This window comes from Micromonospora sp. NPDC049044 (genome assembly GCF_040649215.1).
In the GTDB taxonomy this organism is placed as follows: domain Bacteria; phylum Actinomycetota; class Actinomycetes; order Mycobacteriales; family Micromonosporaceae; genus Micromonospora.
Genome location: NZ_JBEZFA010000028.1, coordinates 61,716 through 82,986 on the forward strand (window position 1 = coordinate 61,716; position 21,271 = coordinate 82,986).

Sequence of the window (21,271 nt, forward strand, 5' to 3'; positions counted from 1 at the left end):
GGGCAGTCCTCGACTTCAGTCCCCTTCCACGCGCCTATCTTCCGAGGGATCGCGATCGATGACATTCAAGACAAGGCTGCTCGGCGCCGCCATGGCGGCCCTGACGCTGGCCGCCGCCGCGCTGACCTTCGCCACCCCGGCGTCGGCGGCGACGCTGACCCAGGTGACCGGCTTCGGCACCAACCCCACGAACCTCCAGATGCACCTGTACGTCCCGGACCGGGTGGCCTCCCGACCGGGCATCCTGCTCGCCCTGCACTACTGCACCGGCACGGGTCCCGCCTTCTACTCCGGCACGCAGTACGCCCAACTCGCCGACCGGTACGGCTTCATCGTCATCTACCCGTCGGTGACCCGCAGCAGCAAGTGCTGGGACGTGGCCTCACCGCAGGCCCTGCGCCGGGGCGGCGGCAGCGACCCGGTCGGGCTGATGTCGATGGTCGACTACGTCAAGCAGCGGTACTCCGCCGACCCGGACCGCGTCTTCGCCACCGGCACCTCGTCGGGCGCGATGATGACCAACGTCATGCTCGGTGACTACCCGGACGTGTTCGCGGCGGGCGCGTCCTTCGCCGGGGTGCCGTTCGCCTGCTTCGCCACCGGGGGCACCTCCGAGTGGAACAGCGAGTGCGCCAACGGGCAGTCCATCAAGACCGCCCAGCAGTGGGGGGACCTGGTCCGCGGGGCGTACCCCGGTTACACCGGCAAACGTCCGCGCATGCAGATCTGGCACGGCACGAGCGACGACACCCTGCGCTATCCGAACTTCGGTGAGCAGGTCAAGCAGTGGACCAACGTGCACGGTCTGAGCCAGACCCCGACGTACACCGACTCCCCGCAGTCGGGATACACCCGCACCCGGTACGGCAGCAGCGGCCCGATGGCCCCGGTCGAGGCGATCAGCATGCAGGGCGTCACGCACAACATCCCCGTTGACGCGGCCCAGGTGATCCGCTTCTTCGGCCTCGACGGCACCGCGCCGCCCACGACCCCACCCCCGACGACCCCGCCCCCGACCACCCCACCGCCCACGACTCCGCCCCCGACCACGCCGCCCCCGACCACCCCGCCGCCCACGACCCCGCCGCCGACCACGCCGCCGCCGAGCGCGGGCGCGTGCCGGGTCGGCTACACGGTCAACGCCTGGAACAACGGGCTCACCGCGAGCGTGATCATCACCAACACCGGCACGGCCGCCGTGAACGGGTGGGCGCTTGCCTTCACGCTGCCCAGCGGGCAGACCATCACCAACGGCTGGAACGCGCAGTACTCCCCGACGAGCGGTGCGGTGACCGCCCGCAACGTCTCCTACAACGCCGCCATCGCCCCGAACGCGTCGGTCGAGATCGGCTTCCAGGCCACGCACGGCGGCGGCACCGGCACACCCTCGTCGTTCACCCTGAACGGCGCGGCCTGCGCGGTGTCCTGAGCTTCCCCACCACCCCCCACCACGCACAAGGAGTCGCACGATGAGAAACACGAGATGGAAGGCGGCGTCGAGAGCCGTGATCGCGCTGACCGGCGCGGGTGCTCTCGCCGCCGGCATGGCGCTGTTCGCTACCGCACCCGCGTCCGCCGGGACCACCCTGGGCGCGTCCGCCGCCGAGAAGGGTCGCTACTTCGGTACGGCGGTAGCCGGATTCAAGCTCTCGGACAGCGCGTACACCACGATCTTGAACCGTGAGTTCAACATGGTGACGGCCGAGAACGAGATGAAGATCGACGCTACCGAGCCGCAGCAGGGCCGGTTCAGCTACAGCGCGGGGGAGCAGATCGTCAACTACGCCCGCAGTCGCGGGATGCAGGTACGAGGGCACACCCTGGCCTGGCACGGCCAGCAGCCCAGTTGGATGCAGGGCATGAGCGGCAGCGCGCTGCGGCAGGCGATGTTGAATCACGTGACGCAGGTGGCGACGCACTTCCGGGGGCAGATCTATTCCTGGGACGTGGTGAACGAGGCGTTCGCCGACGGCAACTCCGGCGGGCGGCGCGACTCGAACCTGCAGCGCACCGGCAATGACTGGATCGAGGCGGCGTTCCGGGCGGCGGATGCCGCGGACCCGGACGCGAAGCTCTGCTACAACGACTACAACATCGACAACTGGACCTGGGCCAAGACCCAGGGCGTCTACAACATGGTGCGGGACTTCAAGTCCCGTGGGGTGCCGATCGACTGCGTGGGCTTCCAGTCGCACTTCAACAGCGACTCGCCGTACGCGAGCAACTACCGCACCACGCTGTCGAGTTTCGCGGCGTTGGGGGTGGATGTGCAGATCACCGAGCTGGACATCCAGGGCGCGCCGGCGAACACCTACCGCAGCGTCGTCGAGGACTGTCTGGCGGTGGCCCGGTGCAACGGGATCACGGTGTGGGGCATCCGCGACAGTGACTCGTGGCGGTCCTCGCAGACGCCGTTGCTGTTCAACAACGACGGGTCCAAGAAGGCGGCGTACGACGCGGTGCTGGCCGCACTGAACAACGGCACTCCGCCGCCGACCACCCCGCCGCCCACGACCCCGCCGCCCACCACCCCACCGCCCACCACCCCACCGCCGACCACCCCGCCGCCGGGCCAGGGTGACTGCACCGCGACGGTGACGGTGAACCAGTGGACGGGTGGCTTCGTGGCGAACGTCCGGGTGTCGGCCGGCTCATCGGCCCTCAACGGCTGGACGGTGACGATCGCGCTGCCATCGGGCGCGACGGTCACCAACGCGTGGAGCGCCGACCGCAGTGGTAACACCGGCACGACGACCTGGCGGAACGTGTCCTACAACGGCCAGGTCGGCGCAGGGCAGTCCACCGAGTTCGGCTTCCAGGGCACCGGCGACGCCGGCAGCCTCAGCCCCACCTGCTCGGCAGGCTAGAACCCATCGGCCGGTGCGGGGGTGGTACCGCCCCCGCACCGGCCCACGGGAGAGGTCAGTCGCCGGAGTAGCCCCAGAAGTAGATCTCCTCCGGCTCGCCCTGGGCGTCGTGCAGGACCGCGCAGCGGCCGAACCACCCCTGCGCGGCCAGCCCTTCGATCGCGTCGACGTGCTCACGGGTGAGCCGCTCGGTGCCGGCGTGGCGCAGCGCCTCAGCGGCACTCACCGGCTCGACGGTGCCGAACTCGGGTGTTTCGCCCTCGTCCAGGACGCGGTAGACGTCGAGGATGGAGTGGGTGCCCGACTCCTGCACCGACTCGTCGTCGAACAGCTCCTTCATGGTGGCGGGACGGTTCGGATAGTCGCTCGCCGAGCTGGGGATCTCACCCCGGGCCCACCAGTACCGTCCCTCGGCGAAGACCTCGTCCCGCAGGGCGTCCAAGGCCGCGTCCAGATCTGGCTGGTACGCGACGAAGTACTTCCACCCGGATGCGCCCACCGCTGCCTCATTCCTCGTTGTGTGAACAGTGCCGGCACCGTAGCGGGCCGCACCGACATCGGTGGTGGAGCAGGCCGTCGAGTTCGGACCCGCGTTCGGTGTCAGGCCCGGGCGGCGACGAGGAACATCGGCACGACGACGAGGCTCCGGTTCGTCCGGGCGCGCTCGGCCTGCTCGGCGAGCCACCGCTCCTCGTCGGTGAGGCGTCGCACCACGGCGAGCGCGGTGTCGTCGGTGAACACGGCGGTGTGCACCTCGATGGTCGGGTCGGTGAAGCCGGCGTCGAGCAGCAGGTTGCGATACCTGCGGGCAACGCGCGGCGACGGGAGCGAGTCCGCCTTCGCGTGGACCAGCCGACGGGTGGTCTCGGGCTCGTCCGAGTCGATGGCGATCAGGTCCCAGTCCTGGCCGAGCAGTACGGCTCGGCCGCCGGGTGTGAGCACCCGCCGGGCCTCGGCCACGGCTCGCGCCGGGTCGTCGAGGACGTGCAACACCTTGTCCGCCCGGTAGTAGGTGGCCGATCCGGTCTCGAGCGGCAGTGCGGTGGCGTCGCCGACGTGGAACTCACCGGCGGGCCACCGCTCCCGGGCCACGGCGATCATCTCGGGGTCGAGGTCGACGCCGACCGCGTGGGCTCCACGCTCGGCCAACTCGGCGACAGCGCGACCACTGCCACAGCCGACGTCGACGACGGTTCGGCCGGTGAGGTCGCCGAGCACCTCGTAGGAACGTGCGCGCAGGTCGACGGCCGAGGGTTCACTCTCGATGGCATCGAGGACAGCGAGAAGACTGGACATGCCCGCCATCGTCGGACTTAATGTCGACATGAAGTCAAACCCGATGACGATCGGCGAGGTGGCCGACCACTTCGGTCTGCCGGCACACGTACTGCGGCACTGGGAATCGGTGGGCCTGCTCTGCCCCGCGCGGGTCACCGGCGGTCGTCGTCGCTACACGCGCGACGACCTGTTCCGGGTGGCCTCGATCCTGCGCGCGAAGCAGGCAGGTCTGTCGCTGCCGGACATCCGGGCGTTCCTCGTGGCGGCCGATCCGGCCGCACGCAAGGACGTGCTGCGTCGCAACCACGACGTGCTGCAGGCCAGGATGACGGCGCTGCGGTCGGCGCTCGACCTGCTTGAGGCCGGGCTGAACTGCTCACACGAGGAGATCTCGACCTGCCCGAACTACCGCGTTCGGCTGGTCGAGTTGGTCGAGGTCGGCGCCGGCGGCTAGCCGTCGATGCGGGTGATGTTGCGGATCTTGTTGGACGCGTCCAGGGCGGCCACCTTGTACGCCTCGGCAAGCGTCGGGTAGTTGAACACCGTGTCGATCAGGTAGTCGATGGTGCCACCGCAACCCATCACCGCCTGCCCGATGTGGACGATCTCGGTCGCGGCGGTACCGAACACGTGCACCCCGAGCAGCCGGCCGTCCTCGGGGGAGACCAGCAGCTTGAGCATGCCGTACGAGTCACCGACGATCTGGCCCCGGGCCAGCTCCCGATAACGCGCGATGCCGACCTCGAAGGGAGTCGAGGTGTCGGTGAGCTGTGCCTCGGTCTGCCCCACGAAGCTGATCTCCGGGATGGTGTAGATGCCGATCGGTTGCAGGCCGTGCATCTCCCGGATCGGTTCGCCGCAGGCGTGCTGTGCCGCCAGCCGACCCTGCTCCATCGAGGTGGACGCGAGCGCGGGAAAGCCGATCACGTCGCCCACCGCGTAGATGTTCTCCACCGAGGTCTGGTAGTTGACGTCCACCTTGATCCGGCCGCGCCGATCGGCCTCCAACCCGGCGGCTGCCAGGTCCAGATCGTCGGTCTGACCCTGGCGGCCGGCCGAGTACATCACGGTGTCCGCGGCGATCTTCTTGCCGCTCTTGAGGATGCACAACGCGGCGGTCTGGTGCTTCTCCACGGCGGCGACCTCCTCGCCGAAGCGGAACGCCACCGACAGGTCGCGCAGGTGATACTTGAGCGACTCGATGACCTCCTCGTCGCAGAACTCGAGCATCCGGTCGCGGCGCTCCACCACAGTGACCTTGGTGCCCAGCGCCGCGAACATCGAGGCGTACTCCATGCCGATCACGCCGGCACCGACCACGACCATGCTGCGCGGCACGGCCTGCAGGTTGATGACGCCGTCGGAGTCCACGATCGTCCGGTCGTCGAAGTCGACGCTGTCCGGGCGGGCCGGGCGGGTGCCCGCCGCGATGATGGCCTTGTCGAAGGTCACCTTCGACTCCCGGCCGGAGCCGCTGTCGACCCAGATCGAGTGCGCGTCCGCGAATCGGCCGGTGCCGGTGATCATCGCGACCCGGTTGCGGGCCAGTTGGTTGCGGATGACGTCGGTCTGCCGGGTGATCACGTGCTGGGTCCGGGCCGCGAGATCGCTGACCGTGATCTCTTCCTTGACCCGGTAGCTGCTGCCGTAGAGGTCCCGCTGGCTCAGCCCGGTCAGATAGAGAACCGCCTCCCGCAGCGTCTTGGAGGGGACCGTGCCGGTGTTGATGCACACCCCGCCGATCATGTCGCGGCGGTCCACGATGCCGACCCGCCTGCCGAGCTTGGCGGCTGCGATCGCGGCCTTCTGACCGCTGGGTCCGGAGCCCAGCACCAACAGGTCGTAGTCATTCACAACCGCTAGCGTCGCAAGATGTCGTGGCTGGCGCCAGACCCCGGAGTCGAGCGTTATTCGTCTGCCACCACGCAGAGGCCGCCGTTGAGCGTGACCTCCTGCGGCAGTTGTGTGCCGGTGGCGACGAGCCCCAGCGACACGCTGCCGCCCGGCGGAACCAGTGCGTTCCGGGCGGTGTTGCGCACCCGGAGGTAGCCGTTGTTGGGGCGATCGACGACAGTCGCGCCCCAGATGCCGCGGACCTGCTGACTGGCCCAGAACCGCCAGGTCATCGTCCACCCGTCGACCGCGGTGGTGCCGGTGTTCTCGACGACGAGGGTCGCCGCGAAACCGTCCGACCACTGCCGCACCGTGGACCGGACCGCGCAACTCGGCGGCGGGGGCAGGGTGGTCACGGTGACCGGCGCGGACAGGGGGGACAGGTGGCCGGCCTCGTCGCGGGCCCGCACCACGAAGGTGTACGTGGTGTTCGGCGTCAACCCGCTGATCTGGGTGCTGTTTCGGGGCGGGTACTGGGACACGTCGCGGATCAGCGTGAGAGCGCCGCCAGCGTCGACCCGGAACACCTCGTACCTGTCGAGCACGACGTTCTCCACCGAGTGCGCCCAGCGCAGCCAGACCTGCGTGGCGGCGACGTCGTACGCCACCGGTTGCCCCGGCGCGCCCGGCGGCTGGTCGTCCCCCGGTGGCATGGTCAGCCGCAGCGTCGGGTTGGACACCGAACTGTTGCCGGCCGCGTCCAGGGCCCACACCGAGAAGGTGTACGTGCGTGAGGGGCGCAGGCCCTCGATCCGGATGCTGTTGGTGTCTGTCGAATACTGGGCGCCGAAATCCTCGAACTGCGCGCCGACCGGGTAGCGCACCACCCCCACATTGTCGGTCGAGGCCGCCCATGTCAGCTCGATCCAGGTGGTGTCGACGGCGACGACAGTGATCGGGCCGGGGGCGGTCGGACGCTCGGTGTCCGGCGCGGCGGCCTGCGCCGGGGTCGCGCCGGTGGCGACCAGAGTCGCCGTCAGTGCGCACGCGATCAGCGCGGCGGCTCTGGACCACATTCCTCTGACTGGACGATCACGCACGACAAACCCTCGCCCTCGGCTGCCCGCAGCTGTTAGTAATCAATGGCTGTCTATCTTATGGCATCGTCGGTCGGTAGGTGATCCCATGGATGCGGAAGTCGCCCGCGACGCAACGAGTTGGCCCGGCCCCCGGGGGCAGGGTGCTGGTCGTTGCCTTTGGAGCTGAATCGCATACGACAGCACTGCGTCACGACAGCTGGGCGACGTGGCAACTGCGGGGCGCGGCATCAGTGGCGGCGCGGCATCAGTGCGGGGCGAGATCGGTGCGGGGCGAGATCGGTGCGGGGCGAGATCAGTGCCGCACGATTTCGCCGTGGCCCTGACGTCCGGTGAGCGACCGTCAGCCGGAATGACTGATTCGTTTACGGCATCAGCTCCAAAGGCAACGCGTCCAACCTTCGCCCCAGCCCTCACCGCCCAGCCCTCAGCCCTCACCGCCCAGCGCCCCGCGCCGGAGATGGCGCCCCTGTCCGGGCCACCGCGCGCCCGTCGGCCCGACCCCTAACCGACGAGGCGGCGTTCCCAGGCCCACGCGGCGATCTCCACCCGATTGCGGGCATTGAGCTTCATCTGCACGCTGGCCAGGTGGGTTTTGACCGTGCCGACGGCGATGAAGAGCCCGGCGGCGATCTCGGCGTTGGTGAGGCCCCGGGCGACGAGCTTCACGACGTCGAGTTCCCGTGGTGACAGCCCGGTGTCGCCGCGCGCCGGGGCGGGCGTGCTGAGGTGCTCCAACAGCCGTACCGTGATGGACGGGCTGATCAGCGCGTCACCTGACACTGCCGCGCGGACCGCCTCCACCAGCAGCGTCGGGCCGGAGTCCTTGAGCAGGAAACCGCAGGCGCCGTTGGCGAGCGCGGTGTGCACGTACTCGTCGAGGTCGAAGGTCGTCACCACGACCACCCGGATCGGGTCGGCGACACCCGGCCCGGCGATCAGCCGCAGTGCTTCCAGCCCGTCGAGGCGGGGCATCCGGATGTCCAGCAGCACCACGTCCGGGCGCAGCCGCCGGGCCAACTCCACGGCGACGACGCCGTCGGCGGCCTCACCGACCACCTCCATGTCCGGCTGCGCCCCGATGATCATGCCGAAGCCGGTCCGGACCATCGCCTGGTCGTCGGCGATCAACACCCGGATCATCGCCCCACCGCCGTGCGCAGCGGGAACGCCGCATCGAGCACCCACCCACCGGCAACGCCCGGTCCGGCGGTGATCGTGCCGCCGAGGGCGCGGACCCGTTCGGTGAGGCCGATCAGGCCGAACCCGTGCCCCCGGGCCGGCGCGGTGCGCGCGGTGGCACCGTCGTCGGCGACCCGGACCAACAGCCAGTCCGGGGTACGACGCACTGCCACGTCCACGGATCGGGCGTCCGGCGCGTGCTGACGGGTGTTGGTAAGCCCCTCCATCACGACCCGGTACGCCGACGTCGACACCTCGACCGGGAGTCCGTTCAGGTCGCCGTCGACGTGCAGTCTGGCCGGCGCGTTCGCAGTGCCGTTGAACCCGGTCAGCAGTGGCGCCAACTCGGTCACCCCGGCCAGTGGGGCCAGGGGGGCATCCGGCGGTGTGTCCGGGTTACGCAGGATGCCCACCATCCGCCGCATCGAGGCCATCGTCTCCGCACCGGCCCGTTCGATCTGCTCCAGGGCGACGATCACCCGCTGCGGGTCCTGTTCGGCGACGAACCGGGCGCCCTGCGCCTGCACCACGATGCCGGTGACGTGGTGGGCGATGAAGTCGTGCAGGTCCCGGGCGAACTCGGCGCGCTGCTCGGCCCGCACCAGCGCGATGGCCCGCTCCCGACCGGCGGCGATGATCCGCAGGTAGAGCCCCACCCCGGCGGCGCCCGCCGCGCCGAGCACCTGGAGCAGGCCGAAGATCACCAGCAGGTTCTCGGTGCCGACGCGCAGTGGCATCGCGGCGACGGCGAGCCCGGCGGCGATCGCCGCCCACGGGGCGAGCCGGGGGGCGCCCCAGCGGCTCACCACGAAGACCACACCGATCAGCCCGGCCGACTCGGCGAGCCCCCAGGTGCGGGCGAGCATGATGCCGTCGCCTCCGGAGAGGAGCACCACGCCTGCGGTCACGGCCAGTGAGGCGGCGGCGAGGGCCAGCGCGGCCACCGGCAGCCGCTGCGAGCCCGGCCGGTGCACCGGCAGCCAGAGGGGCACCGTCGCCACGGCCAACCCCATCGGCACCAGCAGCAGCAGGAGAGCGGCGACGCCGCGGTCGTCCGCCGTGCTGGCCGTGAAGTCGAAGAGCGCGAGCAGGCCGAAGGCCGCCAGCCCGGCCGCCTGGGCCAGGCGTACCCACAGACGTCGAAGATCCGGCGCGCTCATGGTGACCCAGCGTAGCCAACCGGACGGAGGTGGCGGATCGGCCAAAAGGTAGACCCGGCGACGGCGATACCCGGCCCCGGGCCGATGCGCCCACCCATCGACGGCGGCCAGGCTTCCGGAGGTCACATCGCAGCCCTGGAGGAACACATGACAACCCACGCTCCGCCGGAGACCAGCCACGCCGCGGTCGCCGCTGTCGACCTGGTGAAGGTGTACGGCAGCGGCGACACCGCTGTGCGTGCCCTGGACGGCGTCTCGGTCGGCTTCGGTCGGGCCGAGTTCACCGCGATCATGGGTTCGTCCGGCTCCGGCAAGTCGACGCTCATGCACTGCCTCGCCGGTCTCGACACCGCCACCTCCGGCCGGGTCCTGCTCGGCGGAACCGAGCTGACCGGCCAGTCGGACCGGACGCTGACCCGGGTCCGCCGGGAGCGGATCGGGTTCGTCTTCCAGTCCTTCAACCTGCTGCCGCAGCTCACCGCCGCGCAGAACATCACGCTGCCGCTGGATCTGAGCGGCCGGCAACCCGACGCCGACCTGCTGGCCCGCCTGGTCGACGAGTTGGGACTAACCCAGCGGCTGGGTCACCGGCCCAGCGAACTGTCCGGCGGCCAGCAGCAGCGGGTCGCGCTGGCCCGGGCCCTGGTGGCACGGCCCGAGGTGGTCTTCGCCGACGAGCCGACCGGCAACCTCGACTCCCGCTCCGGCGCGGAGGTGCTCACCATCCTGCGCGACTCGGTACGCGGGCTCGGCCAGACCGTCGTCATGGTCACCCACGACCCGATCGCCGCCGCGTACGCCGACCGGGTGGTGCTGCTCGCCGACGGGCGGATCGCCGGGGAGATCGACAAGCCGGACCAGGTGTCGGTGACCGACGCGCTGCGGGACCTGGCGGCCCGCGGATGAGAGCGACAGTGCTGCGTACCCAGACGAGTGCCGCCGCCCGGCGGCCCGGCCGGCTGATCCTGACCGGCCTGGCGATCCTTGTCGCGTCGTTCGTCGTCTTCGGCACCGTGCTGGTGCAGCAGATCACCGAACGGACCGTGCGGGACAACCTCAGCGGCACCCCTGCCGTCACCGACCTGGTGGTCGGCAGCACCGACGTGCCGTCACCCACCATGCAGGACGTGCGGCGGATCCGGGCGGTGCCCGGTGTCGCCGAGGCGGTGGCCCGGGTGTCGACCGGGATCGCGATCGGCGACGGCTACCTCAACCTGCAGGCCGAGCCGGGCACCGGACCGCTGAGCAGGATCCGGGTGCTCGAGGGCGGTTACCCGGAGCAGCCCGGCGAGATCGCTGTCACCCCGAGGACCGCCGAGCGGCTCGGGCTCTCGGTCGGCACCACGACCACCGGCACCGGCGGTGAACTCACCGCACCCGCGGGCCTCACCGTGACCGGCATCGTCGACGCCGCCGCCGACGCCGGCTACGACGCGTACGCCCCGGAGAGCGCCGTGATCGCCTGGGCGCGCCTGACGGCGGTCGAGCGGGTCGACGTGCGCGTGGTCCCCGGCACCTCGACCGACACCGTCCGCCAACGGGTGACGGCGGTGGCGCCGGGACAGCCGATCCGGACCGGCGCGCAGGTGCGCGAGGCGGAGGCCGACGCGGCGGCCGAGGAGGTCGGGAAGCTCTTCATCCTGGTCGGCGTCTTCGTGTCGATCGCTGTCGTCGCGGCGGCGCTGGTGGTCACCTCGACCTTCCGCATCGTCTTCGCCCAGCGGATGCGGCAGCTCGCGTTGCTGCGGGCGGTCGGTGCGAACAGGGGCACGCTCATCGGGGCGTTGACCGCCGAGGGAGCCCTGACCGGGCTGGTCGCGGGCGTCGTCGGGGTGGCCGGCGCGCTCGCCGTCGGGTACGCGTTGCCGGCGGCCCTGCGCGCGTCCGGCATGGCGGTCTCCTCGCCGGGCCTGCCACTGGCGACGGCGGTCTCGGTGGTGCTCGGCGCGATGGTGGTCACCGTGCTGGCCGTGCTGTCGCCGGCGTTCTCGGCCGCCCGGGTCTCCCCGCTGGAGGCGCTGCGCGCGGCGAGCACCACAGCGGGTCGGCGTGGCATCGGTGTGCCGCGCCTGGTGTCCGGGCTGGTCCTGGCCGTCGGTGCGGTGCTGGCGGCGCTGGGAACGTTCAGTCAGCTGCCGGAGCCGGAGCAGTCGACCTACGACCCGCTCCTCCCGCTGCTCCTGCTTGTCGCGTCGGGCGGGTTGGCGTTCTTCGCGCTGGTGGCGCTCGGGCCGCTGCTGGTGCGGCCGGTTCTGGCCGTCGTGGGGTGGCCGCTGCGTCAGCTCGGACCACTCGGGCGGATGGCGGTCGGCGGGATCGGTGGGGCGCCGCGCCGGGCGGCGGCGGTCTCCGTCGTCGTCGCGCTCGGCGTGACCCTGATCTCCGGGGTGATCATCGGCGGTGCGTCGTTGCAGGTCCTCGCCGACCGCGAGATGGCGTTGTCCGCGCCTACCGACTTCGAGGTCAGCAGCAACGGAGGGACGCTGCCGGCGGCTGTCGTGGCCCGGGCCGAGGCGGAGCGCGCGGCGCTGGTCCGGCTGGTGCCGTACCGGCGGCTCGACGACGTCACGCTGCTGCGCGGCTCGGACCGGCTCGGGGACGTCGAGTCCGGCTACCCGACGAACGACCTGGATCTGGCGGCGTTGCCGAGCACCGGGGACCTGGACGTGGCCCAGGGGTCGCTGGCCGATCGTGGCCCGGGACGGATCGTGCTCAACAGCTGGGTCGCCCGGGACGCCGGTCTGCGGGCCGGAGACACTGTCACGCTCGCCCGGGGCGGGCGCACCGTCGACGTGCGGGTGGCCGCGGTGCTGCCCGGTGACGGCCCGCTGCACGCCGGCATCCTTGCCGACCGGGGTGACCTCGACCGGCTCGGCGCGCCGGCTGCGTACACCGGTCTGCTTGCCGACGCGGCAGCTGCCGGCGAGGACGGTCGCACCGCCGGTGTGCGGGCGCTGCGGCAGGCGATCGGGGGCGACGACGGGGTGGGCCTCACGGTGCTCGCCGACGAACGGGACCGCAACGACGCGCTGGTGCGCACCCTGGTCTGGATCGGTGTCGGTCTGGTGGGGTTGACCGTGCTGATCGCTGTCGTCGGCGTGGGTTCCACCACCGCGCTGTCCGTTGTGGAGCGGATCCGCGAGTCCGGGTTGCTGCGGGCGATCGGCCTGTCCCGGACCGGACTGCGCACCATGCTGACGGTCGAGTCCGGCCTCTACGGGCTGATCGGCGCGACGATCGGCCTGCTGATCGGCGTCCCGTACGGCTGGTTGGCGGTCCAGACCCTCGGGGTCGACGCGCCGCTGACAGTGCCCGCGCTGCCGCTGGTCGGGCTCTTCGTGACACTGGTCGGGCTTACCGCGTTGGCCGGAGTGCTGCCGGCCCGCCGGGCGTCGCGGGTCAGCCCGGTGGTGGCCCTGGGAGCCGACGGCTGACCACCACCACGGGTCGGCGCCGCAGCGTGGCGTCGACCCGTGGTGGCACTGTCAGTTCGGGTTGGCGGCGTGCGTCAGCGTCTCCCAGGCGACGAAGAGGTTGTTGCTGCCCGCCGGGCGTTGTTGCTGGGTGAGCGTCTGGGTGTTGGTCATGACGTTGCCCAGCCGGGTGCTCATCGCATTGAAGCCGACCTCGGTGATCGGGCCGAGACCCCGGGTGAGGCTGCCGCCGCAGAGCCAGGAGGGCGGCGCCTCACCGAGCTGGTAGCGGGAATGGAAGCCAAGCGCCTGCCGCAGCCGCTCACCGACCTGCGGGTACAGATCCCGCCCCTGGATCCGCGAGGTTTCCGCGACGTGCGAGATGGCGGAGATCCCGTACCCGGTGTGGACGAAGTCGCGGCAGGTCTCCTGGGCGAGGCCGGCGACGAAGGTGGACTGACCCTGCCAGTAGCCGATGATCTCCGAGCTGGTGTCCAGACCGCTGCCGGGCACCGTGTACGGCAACGCGCCGTCGCTGGGCAGGTAGACGAACGCCCGGGTGCGGTTGAGGAAGCGGGTCACCGCGGCGTCGTAGGCGCTGCGGTCCTCCAGGAAGACGGCGATGCCGACGGCCGCCTCCATCATCGTCAGTTCCCAGTTGCCGTTGCTGTTCGAACCGTTGCGTACCACCGGCAGGTAGACGGTGCGCAGCATGGTGGCGAACCGGTTGGCGTTGGGCCAGCTCGAGTACGTGTACTTGATGATCTCGGCGGCCCGGGGCCAGACCGAGGCGGCCCAGCCGGTCTGCAGCGGGGCGTTGCTGCCGGTGTGCGCGGTGATCGTGGCCGACCAGGCGTCCATGATCTGGATCGACTTCTGCGCGTACCGGGAGTCCCCGGTGAGATACCAGGCGAGCGCGTCGGTGTACGCGGCGATCGCGTCCTCCCGCTCGTCGGTGCAGCCGTTGTTGGGGTTGGAGTAGGACCCGCACTCGACCACCGAACGGGGCGCCGGGGTGCGGGACAGCGAGGCGTACCGGCTGCCCATCATCTGGCTGTAGGCCGACGCCCACGGCTGCGCTCCGGCCTGCACCCGGCCCCTGACGAAGTCGAGTTGCCCCCGGCTGACCAGCACGCCGGGGTGGGTGAAGCCACTCGACGGCGGTGGTGTGGTGCCGCCGGTCGGCAGCGTCCAGGCCTGGTTGGCGGTGCCGGTGCAGCTCCAGATCTGGAGCGGGGTGCCGTCGGCAGAGCTCTGGCCGGTGGCGTCGAGGCACTTGCCGGAGGTGGGGTTCACCAGTTGGCCGGCGGTGGCCGCCCACTGTTGCGCCCCGGTGCCGTTGCAGTCGTAGATCTGCACCCGGGCGCCGTTGGCGGTGCTGGCGGCAGCGATGTCGAGGCACTTGCCCAGCGCCCGGATCGTGCCGTCGTCGCCGACCGTCCACTGTTGCGCGGTGGAGCCGTTGCAGGTGTAGAGCTGGACCGGTGTGCTGTTTGCCGGGTTGGCGGCGGCCACGTCGACGCACTTGCCGCCGTAGCCGGTGATGGCGCCGGTCGCGGCCGCCGTAGCGGGCGACGCGCCGACGACCAGGCCGATCGGTACGGCGAGCAGGGCCGCGGCCAGCGCGGAGGTCGGTCTGATGCGGGGGCGGCGGGGCACGAGCCCGGCCAATCGTCGCGCCATGTGGAGGTCCTTCCGGGCGGCGAAACATCTGTAAAGTGTGTTAATCATTACAGCCATACACACCGATATCAATGTCTTCGTCGCCACGGATGCCGTTACGGGTGCATCGACGCGCCCTTGAGCACCTTGTCCACCACGTTGCGGGGCGCGTGCAGCGCCAGGCCCACCAGGTCGAGTTTCTCCCGACCGACAGCCTGCACGGCGGCGCGGTTGTCCCGGTCGTTGCCGGTGGCGAACAGATCTGCAGTGAAGATGGACAGACGCAGCCCGCGGGTGAGCGCACGCGAGTGCGCACCGACCAGCGCGGCCCGATCGCCGACGAAGACCAGCACCGGCTGGCCGAACATCGGCAGGTACCGGGTGCCGTCCGCGTCGCGGTACTCCTCGCCCAGGAGTTCCGGTACGGCGTGGGCGATGCCGCTGACCAGGAACGCGGTGACGTTCAGGCGCTGCCAACTCACCAGGTCGTCGCGGAGCAGCACGGCAATCTTGGTGGGAAATCGGATCGGTTCGGTCATGGCGTCGAGCCTGCCCGCGTACCGCCGATGGGTCTTGTACGTTCTTAGCGTGACCACCCGCCCGGCGGGCTCGCACGTCAGCGCCTGGCGACCCGCGGTGGCCGGGGTCGCCGAGGTCTTCCACGCCCGTTTCGTCGACCACGTCTACCCCCGGCACATCCACGACGTCTGGACGCTGCTGATCGTCGACGACGGCGCGGTCCGTTTCGACCTGGACCGGCACCGGCACGGCGCGTTGCGGACCTCGGTCACCCTGCTGCCGCCGCACGTGCCGCACGACGGCCGTGCCGCCACCGCCGACGGTTTCCGCAAGCGGGTCCTGTACCTCGACACCTCGGCGCTCGACGCGGAACTGGTCGGCCGGGCGGTCGACGAGCCGGGCATGTCCGACCCGCAGCTACGCGACCGGATCCACCACCTGCACCGGGTGCTCGCCGCACCCGGCGACGAGTTCGAGGCCGAGGGGCGGCTCGCGCTGATCCTGGACCGGCTGCACACGCGGCTCCGCCGCCGAGCCCCGGTCGACGTCGCACCGCCCGCCCACGGTCTCGCTGTCCGCCTCCGGGAGCTGCTGGACGCCCGGACCGTCGAGGGCGTCACGTTGCGCGAGGCCGCCGCGCTGCTGCACGCCCACCCGACCCACCTGGTCCGGACGTTCACCACGGCGCACGGGGTGCCACCGCACTCGTACCTGACCGGTCGGCGCGTGGAGGTGGCCCGTCGGCTGCTCCTCGCCGGGCAGCGGCCCGCCGACGTCGCGAGCGCGGCCGGCTTCTTCGACCAGGCGCACCTGAGCCGCCACTTCCGGCGGTACCTGGGCGTCAGCCCGGCCCGCTACCTCGGCGTTCCTTCGGGGATCAGACCTGCTGGGCCCCGATGACGGAGAGCAGCCGCAGCTTCTCGTCGCTGGCCGAGCCGGGCACGGCGGTGAAGACCAGCAGCGTCTGGGACTGGTCCGGGTCCACAAGCGTCTGGCAGTGCAGCTCCAACGCCCCGACCTCCGGGTGCAGGAAGTGCTTCGCCGGGCAGTAGCCGGCCGGCACCGGGTGTTCCCGCCACAGCTTCACGAACTCCGGACTCCTGGCCAGCAGGTCGTCGACGAGCGTCGCGGCCCGCGAGCCGCGCCCGTCCCGGGTGTACGACGCGTGCAGGTGCCCGACGAGCAGGCGGCTCTGCGTGTCGTGGTCCTCCGCCGGGTGCAACCGCCGGACCGCCGGGTCGGTGAACCAGCGGTGGTGGGCGCTGCGGGCCAGACCGGTGTACCGGGTCTCGTCACCGAGCAGGGCGACGGCCGGCGCGGTCTGCGCCAGGGTCTCGCCGAGGTGGTTCACCACCTGGGCGGGGGTGTCCTGCATCCGGTCGAGGATCCGCATCATGCCGGGGTTGACGTGGTCGGCCCGGACGGTGCGGTGCGGGACGGCGTGCCCGGCGAGCCGGAACAGGTGGTCCCGTTCGGCAAGCGAAAGCCGCAGGCCACGGGCCAGCGCGGCGAGCATCTGCTCCGACGGGTGCGGGCCGCGCTGCTGCTCCAACCGGCTGTAGTAGTCGGTGGACATACCGCTCAACGCGGCGACTTCCTCGCGTCGCAGCCCACCGGTGCGTCGACGCGGCCCACGGGGCAACCCCACGTCCTCGGGTTGCAACGCCTCCCGTCGGGTGCGCAGGAAGCTGGCCAGTTGGGCGCGGTCCACGGTGTCTCCGATCACTGCGTGCCGGCCGGGGGCCGGCCTGTTCACTGCAACAGGCGAGCCCGGGGACGGTGTTCCGCCGGCCCCAAGATCGCACAGGATCCTGGGGCCGGCGGGTCAGCGGGCTGGCGGGGCCGGCGGGCCGGCGGGCCGGCGGGGCCGGCGGGCCGGCAGGCTGGCGGGCTGGCGGGCGAGATCAACACGGGTTTGCTGAAACGGCGGTGTCGCGGCCATGTTGATACCCCGGACTTCACGGAACCCGAGTCGATCATCCCCGCTTTCCCAGCCGGCGGGAGGCTTTGACCGAATACTGGGCCGACAGCCCGGTCAGCGCTGGATGGACGTGGTCTCCAGGAACTCCTCAAGGCCGAAGCGGCCGAACTCGCGGCCGTTGCCGGACTGCTTGTAACCGCCGAACGGAGCGAACGGGTTCCAGTGCCCGGCGTTCACGTCGACCTGCCCCACCCGCAGCCGCCGGGCGACAGCCAGAGCGTGCTCCGGCTCGCCGAAGACACCGCTGGTCAGGCCGTACGGCGTGCCGTTGGCGATTGCCACGGCCTCGTCCTCGTCGCCGTACGGGATGATCGTGAGCACCGGCCCGAAGATCTCCTCCTGGGCGATCGCGGAGGTCGGGTCGACGTCGGCGAAGATCGTCGGCTGGACGTAGGCGCCGGTCGCCAGGCCCGCGGGTCGGTCCGGGCCGCCGAAGACGAGCCGGGCGCCGTCGGCGATGCCCCGATCGATGTAGCCGACGACCTTCTCCCGGTGCGCCTCGGACGCCATCGGGCCGATCCGGGTGGCCTCGTCGGTCGGGTCACCGACTGTGTACTGCCCCGCCGCCTCGACGGCCAGTGCCACTACCTCGTCCTGGCGGGAGGCGGGCACCAGCATCCGCGGCCACGCGCCGCAGACCTGACCGCCGTTGCTGAACGCCATCATCAGTCCACGGGTGACCGCCTCGGGCAGGTCCGCGTCGTCCAGGATGATGTTCGCGCCCTTGCCGCCCAGCTCCAGCGCGACCCGCTTGACGGTCTCCGCAGCCACCGCGCCGATGCGCTTGCCGGCCCGGGTCGACCCGGTGAAGGAGATCATGTCGATGTCCGGGTGGGCGGAGATGGCCTCGCCGACGACCGCGCCGGTGCCGTACACGACGTTGAGCACTCCCGCCGGGACGCCCGCGTCGGCGGCGACCTCGGCGAGGATCCGTGCGGTCAGCGGGGCGTTCTCGGAGGGCTTGAAGACGATCGTGTTGCCCGCGAGCAGCGCCGGCGCCACCTTGGAGACGATCTGCTGCAACGGGAAGTTCCACGGAGTGATCGCGCCGACGACGCCGATCGGCTCGCGGACGATCAGCGAGTTGCCGACCTCCTCGGTCCAGGCGAAGTCGTCGGCCAGAGCGACGACGGACTCGACCACAGCGGCCGGGAAGGCGACCTGGGCGGTGCGGGACATGCCGATCGGCGAGCCCATCTCGGCGGTGATCGCCTGGGCGATCTCCTCCTGCCGGACGCCGAGGCCGGCACCGAGGCGACGCAGCACGTCCGCCCGATGCCGGGGCGTGGTCCCCGCCCACGCGGGGAAGGCGGCCCGGGCCGCGACGACGGCGCGGTCGACGTCGGCGGCGGTGCCGGCCGGGGTCTTGGCGACGACCTCGCCGGTCGCCGGGTTCACGACGGGAAGGGTGCCGGCCGAGCCGGCGACTGTCTCGCCACCGATCCAGTGGCCGGTGACGGTGTACGCGGAAGGTGTCATGCACCGACCGTCGCACCGGCCCGGAACCCCAACCAGGTGCGCTTTATCCACGGTTTCGCGATCCCTGGCTCGGCTCGGGGCGGGTCAGAGCGTGAGGACGGTGCGACCGGCGGCGGGGGCGGCGTCCTGCCGGGCCCAGGCGTCCGTGACCGCGGCGAACGGCACGATCTCGTTGTCGACGCTGAGCCGGCCGCCGAGGCGTGCGACCACACCACCGGCGCCGAGCACGGCAACCTGCTCACCGGCCGCCAGGTCGCCGGCGTGGGTCAGCGCCGCGTGCGCGGCAACGACTTCTGGTACTCCAACGAGCTTTGTGGATGTTCCGGGGCGGCGCCGACACCGGACCGGATGCCATAGTGCGGCGATGAAGGCAGACCTGCACAGTTACCTGAAGGGCGGCCGCGACTCGCTGCTGTGGAAGCTGGACGGGCTCGGCGAATACGACATCCGGCGTCCGTTGACCCCGACCGCTACCAACCTGCTCGGTCTGGTGAAGCACTCGGCCGCCATGGAGATCCTCTACTTCGGCGTCGTGTTCGGCCGACGGTTCGAGCAGGAGCTGCCGTGGCTCGGCGACGGGGCGGAGCCCAACGCCGACCTGTGGGCGAGCGCGGACGAGACCCGCGAGGAGATCGTCGGACTGTACCGGCGCGCGATCGCCCACGCCGACACGACAATCGAAGCCCTTGCACTGCATGAGGTCGGCCGCGTGCCGTGGTGGGGCGAGTCAGCAGTCACGTTGCACCATGTCCTGGTCCACGTCATCGCGGAAACCCAACGGCACGCCGGCCACGCTGACATCGTGCGCGAACTCATCGACGGTACGGCCGGGTTGCTCTCCAATAACGACAACCTGCCCCCGGTGGACGAGTCATGGTGGCTGGACTACCGCCAGCGAGTGGAGCAGGCCGCCCTCGACGCCAGCACGCGCAGCAACTAGGTCTCTGTCGGTCATGGCGGTCGGACGATGGCGGCCCGCAGCGGGCGTCCAGGTCGCGCCACCGCAGGGTCCCCGCTGCGGCCCGTCCTTGTCCCACGACCGGGGGCCACGGGCGGCATCCTGCAGCGGTCAGCAGGCTTACGACGGCGGGACTCTCTGGTCGCCAGCGGCCCGCCATGGATCGATCATGATGATCGAAAATGTCGTACAGGTGTTCTAGATTCGGGTCATGGTCGAGGAGTTGACGCAGGCAGAGGACGCGGTCGCGGCCTGCGTCGATGCGGCCACCTGGGCCCGGCCCGAGGACGAGCTGATCGCCGCGCTCGACACCACACACCGCATCGAGCAGCGTCTCGCTGCGGTGAAGCTGGCAGTGATCCGCGAGCTCGACGGCCGACGCACCGCTACCACGCGGGGCGCCTCCTCCACCGCTGTCTGGCTGCGCGAACGGTTGCGACTCACCGTCCCGGCCGCCCGCCGCCTCGTCGACCTCGCCACCGTCCTGGAAAACGGCAACCCTGGGGTACGCCACGCACTGGCTGGTGGCTGCATCACCGTCGACCAGGCCCGGGTCATCGCCGACTCGGTCGACAGTGTGCAGACCGCCGCCGGTCCCGAGGTCGCCGACAAAGCTCTCGGAATGCTCGTCGAGTGGGCCGGGCAGTTCGATCCCACCCTCCTCCGCAAACTCAGCACCCGCATCCTCGACCACGTCGCACCAGACATCGCCGACGGTGTCGCCAGAGCCGCCCTCGACGCCGAAGCCCGCCGCGCCACCCGCGACCGCCACCTCACCCTCTCCACCCTTACCGACGGCCGCCTGCGCCTCACCGGCATCCTCGACACCGAGACCGCCGGGCTGCTCCGTGCCGCCATCGACCCACTCGGCGCACCCTCGGACCCTGACGACCAGCGCTCTCCTGGGCAACGCCGGCACGACGCCCTCGGCGACGTGTGCCGCCTCGCCCTGCGCACCGGCGAGTTGCCCGAAAACGGCGGTGATCCCGCCCAGATCGTCGTCACCACCAGCTTTGACGGGTTGACCGGGAAACTGGGCGGCGGAACCCTCGACACCGGCCTGCACCTCACCCCCGAGGCCGTGCGCCACCTCGCCTGCGACGCTGCCATTCTCCCCGCCGTCCTCGGCGGCGCCGGCCAACCACTCGACCTCGGCCGACAACGCCGCCTCATCACCGGCCCGCTCCGGCGAGCCCTGGTGCTGCGGGACCGCGGCTGCGCCTTCCCGGGCTGCGACCGCCCACCGCGTTGGTGCGACGCCCACCACATCCACCACTGGGCCGACGGCGGCACCACCAGCCTCACCAACGCCGTCCTGCTCTGCGGCCACCACCACCGGCACCTGCACCACAGCGACTGGACCGTGCGACTGGCAGGCGACGGCAACCCCGAGTTCGTGCCACCGGCCTGGCTCGACCCCGAACAGCTCCCTCGTCGCAACCACTACCACCGACGGACGTGAGCACCACCAGCACGATCCTCTGTTGGCGGGCCGATCGAGTGGCCAGCCCAGCACGCCCCAATTCCTCGCGGTCACCGCGGGCGGTGAGAGGTGCGCGGCCAGGACCGGCGTGCGCCTGCGCCTGCTTGGTCACCGGGGCGGTGAGAGGCGCGCGGCCACGACGGCGATGGCCCTGTGCCACGCAGCACGGCGCGGCAAGGACAGGTCTCGGCGCGCCGCGCCCTGTTCAGCTACCTGAAGCCCTGAGGCCCTGAGGCGCAGGGGCGCAGGGACGCAGGGGCGCAGGGGCGCAGGGACGCAGGGGCGCAGGGACGCAGGGGCGCAGGGACGCAGGGACGCAGGGACGCAGGGACGGGAGCCTACGTGCGGCTTCCCGGCTG

Annotated in this window: 19 protein-coding genes; 8 read left to right on the plus strand and 11 right to left on the minus strand. The window is 71.3% G+C overall.

Features of this window, described 5'->3' with window-relative positions; all coding sequences use genetic code 11:
• Positions 1-58: 58 nt before the first annotated feature.
• Complete coding sequence (locus AB0B85_RS22480; RefSeq protein WP_357410288.1) at positions 59-1,429, plus strand: PHB depolymerase family esterase; 1,371 nt, start codon at positions 59-61, stop codon at positions 1,427-1,429.
• 115 nt (positions 1,430-1,544) lie between these two features.
• Positions 1,545-2,867 carry an endo-1,4-beta-xylanase gene (locus tag AB0B85_RS22485; protein ID WP_357410360.1) on the plus strand — a complete coding sequence of 441 codons (1,323 nt, stop codon included), beginning with the start codon at positions 1,545-1,547 and terminating at the stop codon, positions 2,865-2,867.
• A 55-nt stretch (positions 2,868-2,922) separates the two neighbouring features.
• Here the strand turns inward: AB0B85_RS22485 and AB0B85_RS22490 are convergent, their stop codons facing one another.
• A complete protein-coding gene (locus tag AB0B85_RS22490; protein WP_357410290.1) occupies positions 2,923-3,366 on the minus strand; it encodes a hypothetical protein in 444 nt (147 codons plus the stop codon).
• 101 nt (positions 3,367-3,467) lie between these two features.
• A complete protein-coding gene (locus AB0B85_RS22495; RefSeq protein WP_357410292.1) occupies positions 3,468-4,163 on the minus strand; it encodes a methyltransferase domain-containing protein in 696 nt (231 codons plus the stop codon).
• Between AB0B85_RS22495 and AB0B85_RS22500 the strand changes: the two genes are divergently transcribed.
• Positions 4,162-4,599, plus strand: a complete 438-nt coding sequence (locus AB0B85_RS22500) for a MerR family transcriptional regulator (RefSeq protein ID WP_357410294.1) — start codon at positions 4,162-4,164, stop codon at positions 4,597-4,599. The two genes, AB0B85_RS22495 and AB0B85_RS22500, sit on opposite strands and share 2 nt — an antisense overlap.
• On the opposite strand, the gene sthA is transcribed toward AB0B85_RS22500, so the two are convergent.
• The 4 genes from sthA to AB0B85_RS22520 form a co-directional block, all read right to left on the minus strand.
• Positions 4,596-5,999, minus strand: a complete 1,404-nt coding sequence (gene sthA, locus AB0B85_RS22505) for a Si-specific NAD(P)(+) transhydrogenase (RefSeq protein WP_357410296.1) — start codon at positions 5,997-5,999, stop codon at positions 4,596-4,598. The two genes, AB0B85_RS22500 and sthA, sit on opposite strands and share 4 nt — an antisense overlap.
• 53 nt (positions 6,000-6,052) lie before the next feature.
• Complete coding sequence (locus AB0B85_RS22510; RefSeq protein WP_357410298.1) at positions 6,053-7,054, minus strand: cellulose binding domain-containing protein; 1,002 nt, start codon at positions 7,052-7,054, stop codon at positions 6,053-6,055.
• 525 nt (positions 7,055-7,579) lie between these two features.
• Entirely contained in the window at positions 7,580-8,218 is a 639-nt protein-coding gene (locus AB0B85_RS22515; RefSeq protein WP_357410300.1) for a response regulator transcription factor, read from the minus strand.
• Positions 8,215-9,417 (minus strand): histidine kinase, encoded by a 1,203-nt coding sequence (locus AB0B85_RS22520; RefSeq protein ID WP_357410302.1) that lies wholly within the window; start codon positions 9,415-9,417, stop codon positions 8,215-8,217. Before AB0B85_RS22520 ends, AB0B85_RS22515 begins: the two co-directional genes overlap by 4 nt.
• 147 nt (positions 9,418-9,564) lie before the next feature.
• Between AB0B85_RS22520 and AB0B85_RS22525 the strand changes: the two genes are divergently transcribed.
• Together AB0B85_RS22525 and AB0B85_RS22530 are read left to right on the plus strand one after the other, a co-directional pair.
• Positions 9,565-10,323 carry an ABC transporter ATP-binding protein gene (locus AB0B85_RS22525; RefSeq protein WP_357410304.1) on the plus strand — a complete coding sequence of 253 codons (759 nt, stop codon included), beginning with the start codon at positions 9,565-9,567 and terminating at the stop codon, positions 10,321-10,323.
• Complete coding sequence (locus AB0B85_RS22530) at positions 10,320-12,851, plus strand: ABC transporter permease (RefSeq protein WP_357410306.1); 2,532 nt, start codon at positions 10,320-10,322, stop codon at positions 12,849-12,851. Before AB0B85_RS22525 ends, AB0B85_RS22530 begins: the two co-directional genes overlap by 4 nt.
• Before the next feature lie 51 nt (positions 12,852-12,902).
• On the opposite strand, the gene AB0B85_RS22535 is transcribed toward AB0B85_RS22530, so the two are convergent.
• Together AB0B85_RS22535 and AB0B85_RS22540 are read right to left on the minus strand one after the other, a co-directional pair.
• Positions 12,903-14,513 (minus strand): ricin-type beta-trefoil lectin domain protein, encoded by a 1,611-nt coding sequence (locus AB0B85_RS22535; RefSeq protein ID WP_357410308.1) that lies wholly within the window; start codon positions 14,511-14,513, stop codon positions 12,903-12,905.
• Between the two features lie 95 nt (positions 14,514-14,608).
• Positions 14,609-15,031, minus strand: a complete 423-nt coding sequence (locus AB0B85_RS22540) for a DUF2000 domain-containing protein (protein ID WP_357410310.1) — start codon at positions 15,029-15,031, stop codon at positions 14,609-14,611.
• Positions 15,032-15,080: 49 nt separating this feature from the next.
• Here AB0B85_RS22540 and AB0B85_RS22545 point away from each other — a divergent pair, with 49 nt between their 5' ends.
• The gene (locus AB0B85_RS22545) at positions 15,081-15,911 is read left to right on the plus strand and encodes an AraC family transcriptional regulator (RefSeq protein ID WP_357410312.1); all 831 of its coding nucleotides are present in this window, start codon (positions 15,081-15,083) and stop codon (positions 15,909-15,911) included.
• On the opposite strand, the gene AB0B85_RS22550 is transcribed toward AB0B85_RS22545, so the two are convergent.
• The 3 genes from AB0B85_RS22550 to AB0B85_RS22560 all read right to left on the minus strand — a co-directional run bounded on the left by AB0B85_RS22550 (position 15,889) and on the right by AB0B85_RS22560 (position 18,699).
• Positions 15,889-16,722: a helix-turn-helix transcriptional regulator gene (locus tag AB0B85_RS22550; protein ID WP_357410362.1), complete on the minus strand. Its 834-nt coding sequence runs from the start codon at positions 16,720-16,722 to the stop codon at positions 15,889-15,891. The genes AB0B85_RS22545 and AB0B85_RS22550 overlap by 23 nt on opposite strands.
• 324 nt (positions 16,723-17,046) lie before the next feature.
• On the minus strand, positions 17,047-18,471 hold the full coding sequence (locus AB0B85_RS22555) for an aldehyde dehydrogenase family protein (protein WP_357410314.1): 1,425 nt from the start codon (positions 18,469-18,471) through the stop codon (positions 17,047-17,049).
• Positions 18,472-18,555: 84 nt separating this feature from the next.
• Positions 18,556-18,699 (minus strand): hypothetical protein, encoded by a 144-nt coding sequence (locus tag AB0B85_RS22560; RefSeq protein WP_357410316.1) that lies wholly within the window; start codon positions 18,697-18,699, stop codon positions 18,556-18,558.
• Positions 18,700-18,835: 136 nt separating this feature from the next.
• Here AB0B85_RS22560 and AB0B85_RS22565 point away from each other — a divergent pair, with 136 nt between their 5' ends.
• A complete protein-coding gene (locus AB0B85_RS22565; protein WP_357410318.1) occupies positions 18,836-19,411 on the plus strand; it encodes a DinB family protein in 576 nt (191 codons plus the stop codon).
• Positions 19,412-19,640: 229 nt separating this feature from the next.
• Positions 19,641-20,891 carry a DUF222 domain-containing protein gene (locus AB0B85_RS22570; RefSeq protein WP_357410320.1) on the plus strand — a complete coding sequence of 417 codons (1,251 nt, stop codon included), beginning with the start codon at positions 19,641-19,643 and terminating at the stop codon, positions 20,889-20,891.
• The last annotated feature ends 380 nt before the right edge of the window (positions 20,892-21,271 follow it).

Coding starts and splice junctions, on each gene's coding strand:
- AB0B85_RS22480 (WP_357410288.1), top strand. CDS start 59: ATGACATTCAAGACAAGGCTGCTCGGCGCCGCCATGGCGGCCCTGACG.
- AB0B85_RS22485 (WP_357410360.1), top strand. CDS start 1,545: ATGGCGCTGTTCGCTACCGCACCCGCGTCCGCCGGGACCACCCTGGGC.
- AB0B85_RS22500 (WP_357410294.1), top strand. CDS start 4,162: ATGCCCGCCATCGTCGGACTTAATGTCGACATGAAGTCAAACCCGATG.
- AB0B85_RS22495 (WP_357410292.1), bottom strand. CDS start 4,163: ATGTCCAGTCTTCTCGCTGTCCTCGATGCCATCGAGAGTGAACCCTCG.
- AB0B85_RS22510 (WP_357410298.1), bottom strand. CDS start 7,054: ATGTGGTCCAGAGCCGCCGCGCTGATCGCGTGCGCACTGACGGCGACT.
- AB0B85_RS22515 (WP_357410300.1), bottom strand. CDS start 8,218: ATGATCCGGGTGTTGATCGCCGACGACCAGGCGATGGTCCGGACCGGC.
- AB0B85_RS22520 (WP_357410302.1), bottom strand. CDS start 9,417: ATGAGCGCGCCGGATCTTCGACGTCTGTGGGTACGCCTGGCCCAGGCG.
- AB0B85_RS22525 (WP_357410304.1), top strand. CDS start 9,565: ATGACAACCCACGCTCCGCCGGAGACCAGCCACGCCGCGGTCGCCGCT.
- AB0B85_RS22530 (WP_357410306.1), top strand. CDS start 10,320: ATGAGAGCGACAGTGCTGCGTACCCAGACGAGTGCCGCCGCCCGGCGG.
- AB0B85_RS22535 (WP_357410308.1), bottom strand. CDS start 14,513: ATGGCGCGACGATTGGCCGGGCTCGTGCCCCGCCGCCCCCGCATCAGA.
- AB0B85_RS22540 (WP_357410310.1), bottom strand. CDS start 15,031: ATGACCGAACCGATCCGATTTCCCACCAAGATTGCCGTGCTGCTCCGC.
- AB0B85_RS22555 (WP_357410314.1), bottom strand. CDS start 18,471: ATGACACCTTCCGCGTACACCGTCACCGGCCACTGGATCGGTGGCGAG.
- AB0B85_RS22565 (WP_357410318.1), top strand. CDS start 18,836: ATGAAGGCAGACCTGCACAGTTACCTGAAGGGCGGCCGCGACTCGCTG.
- AB0B85_RS22570 (WP_357410320.1), top strand. CDS start 19,641: ATGGTCGAGGAGTTGACGCAGGCAGAGGACGCGGTCGCGGCCTGCGTC.